General features: G+C 34.8%; 3 protein-coding genes. All 3 read left to right on the top strand.

All coding sequences use genetic code 11. The features are described from left to right. Window positions 1–545: electron transfer flavoprotein subunit alpha/FixB family protein (locus Q0075_RS00905; RefSeq protein WP_297867873.1), on the top strand; the 545-nt coding region annotated here is incomplete at its 5' end. A gap of 178 nt (window positions 546–723) precedes the next feature. Further along, window positions 724–1,347, top strand: coding sequence for a bifunctional nuclease family protein (locus Q0075_RS00900; protein WP_297867872.1), 624 nt, complete (start codon window positions 724–726; stop codon window positions 1,345–1,347). Window positions 1,348–1,364: 17 nt separating this feature from the next. Then, window positions 1,365–2,121, top strand: a 757-nt coding sequence (locus Q0075_RS00895; protein WP_297867871.1) for an MFS transporter, incomplete at its 3' end; no start/stop codon positions are given.

The following is a 2,121-nucleotide window of genomic DNA, read 5'->3' as shown; positions in this document are numbered from 1 at the left end:
AAATTTCAACTCCAGTAAAAGTTTTAGGAATTGCTAAAAACTCTTTTGGTTTAGTGGAAGATGCAGTTGCAATGACAGAAGAAGCTTTCGCACCATCATTAAATGATGCGGATTTCGGAATCAAAGTTGAAAATGTAGAAAAAGTAACTGGAAAAGTAACTATCGCTGACGCTGAAATCGTAGTTTCTGCAGGTCGTGGAATGAAAGGTCCAGAAAACTGGGGAATGATTGAAGAATTAGCTTCAGTTTTAGGTGCCGCTACAGCATGTTCTAAACCAGTTTCTGATATTGGATGGAGACCTCATAGTGAGCACGTAGGACAAACAGGAAAACCAGTAGCTTCTAACCTGTATATTGCTGTTGGAATCTCGGGAGCAATCCAACATATTGCAGGTATTAACTCATCAAAAGTAAAAGTTGTTATCAACTCAGATCCTGAAGCGCCTTTCTTTAAAGTTGCTGATTACGGAGTGGTAGGTGATGCTTTCACTGTAGTACCTCAATTAATTGAAAAATTAAAAGCATTTAAAGCAAGCAACTCTTAATAAAATAGTTGTTTAAAAATATATTATATTAAAATTAGAGTTATCTTTGTTTAGATAGCTCTTTTTTTTATTTTTGGGGCAAATGGCTAACCGTTTTTCAGTTAGCCATTTTCTGACTTTGTGATTATTGCAAAAATCCGAATCAGCATATCAAAGAAATGATAATTAACACATTAAAATGAGTTTAGTAAAATTAACCATAAAAGGGATTTCATACAGCCAAACGCAAAACGGAGCGTATGCCTTAATCTTAAATGAAGTGGATGGTGAACGAAAACTTCCGATTGTTATTGGTGCTTTTGAAGCGCAGTCGATTGCTATTGCTTTAGAAAAAGAAATTAAACCGCCTCGCCCACTTACACACGATCTATTCAAAAACTTTGCGGATCGATTTGACATCGTAGTAAAGCAAGTGATTATTCATAAATTAGTAGATGGTGTTTTCTATTCGAGCATTATTTGCGAAAGAGACAAAATCGAGGAAATTATCGACGCTAGAACTTCAGATGCTATTGCTTTAGCTTTGCGTTTTAATGCTCCTATTTTTACTTACAAAAACATTTTAGATAAAGCTGGAATATATTTAAGCATCAATCCTTCTGAAACTACGAATGAAAATCCAGAAAACGACAACATTTTAACTCCAACAGACACTTATGAAGAAGATGTTGTAGTTCCTGCGGATAACTATTCTGGTTATTCCTTAAAAGAATTGTATCAAAAATTAGACGAAGCGGTTCAAAACGAAGACTACGAAAGAGCCGCAAAAATTAGAGACGAAATTTCAAAAAAAGAATCATAAATTTTAACGAAACTAACATGAATGTAAAATTCAGATTAACGATAATGAACTTTTTTCAGTTCTTCGTTTGGGGAGCTTGGCTCATTACAGTAGCAAATTATTGGTTTGGAACTAAAAACTGGGACGGAGCACAATTTGGGGCTATTTTTTCCACCATGGGAATCGCTTCGATTTTTATGCCAACACTTTGTGGGATTGTTGCAGATCGCTGGATAAACGCTGAAAAGTTATACGGAGCTCTTCATATTTTAGGAGGATTAACTTTGATGTATGTTCCACAAGTAAGCAATCCATCGGATTTCTTTTGGGTGATTTTAGTCGCAATGATTTTTTACATGCCAACGATTGCACTTTCTAATTCAGTTGCTTACAATGCCTTGAAAAAAGGAGGTTTAGATGTCGTAAAAGATTTTCCACCTATTCGCGTTTGGGGAACTATCGGTTTTATTGTAGCCATGTGGATTACCAACTTAACCGGAAATAAAGCTTCTGAAAATCAATTTTATATTGCAGCTATTGCAGCTATTTTATTAGGAATCTATTCGTTTACTTTACCTAAATGCGAACCTCAGGGAAAAACCGCTGAAAACAAATCGTTCATGGAACTTATAGGATTAAGTTCGTTTAAATTATTTGCCGATTATAAATTAGCCTTGTTCTTTGTATTCAGTATGTTCTTAGGAGCGGCTTTACAATTAACAAATGCTTATGGCGATGTTTTCTTAGATGATTTCAAACACAATCCTATTTACGCTGATTCATTAGTAGTAAAAT

Origin of the sequence: uncultured Flavobacterium sp., assembly GCF_937967675.1 — a bacterium.
GTDB lineage: Bacteria > Bacteroidota > Bacteroidia > Flavobacteriales > Flavobacteriaceae > Flavobacterium.
The sequence above is the reverse complement of the archived record's forward strand: the minus strand, read 5'-3'. Positions and strand labels throughout refer to the sequence as shown.

What these genes read in the sequence shown, in the direction of transcription:
- Q0075_RS00900 (WP_297867872.1), top strand. Translation starts at nt 724, where the DNA reads ATGAGTTTAGTAAAATTAACCATAAAAGGGATTTCATACAGCCAAACG.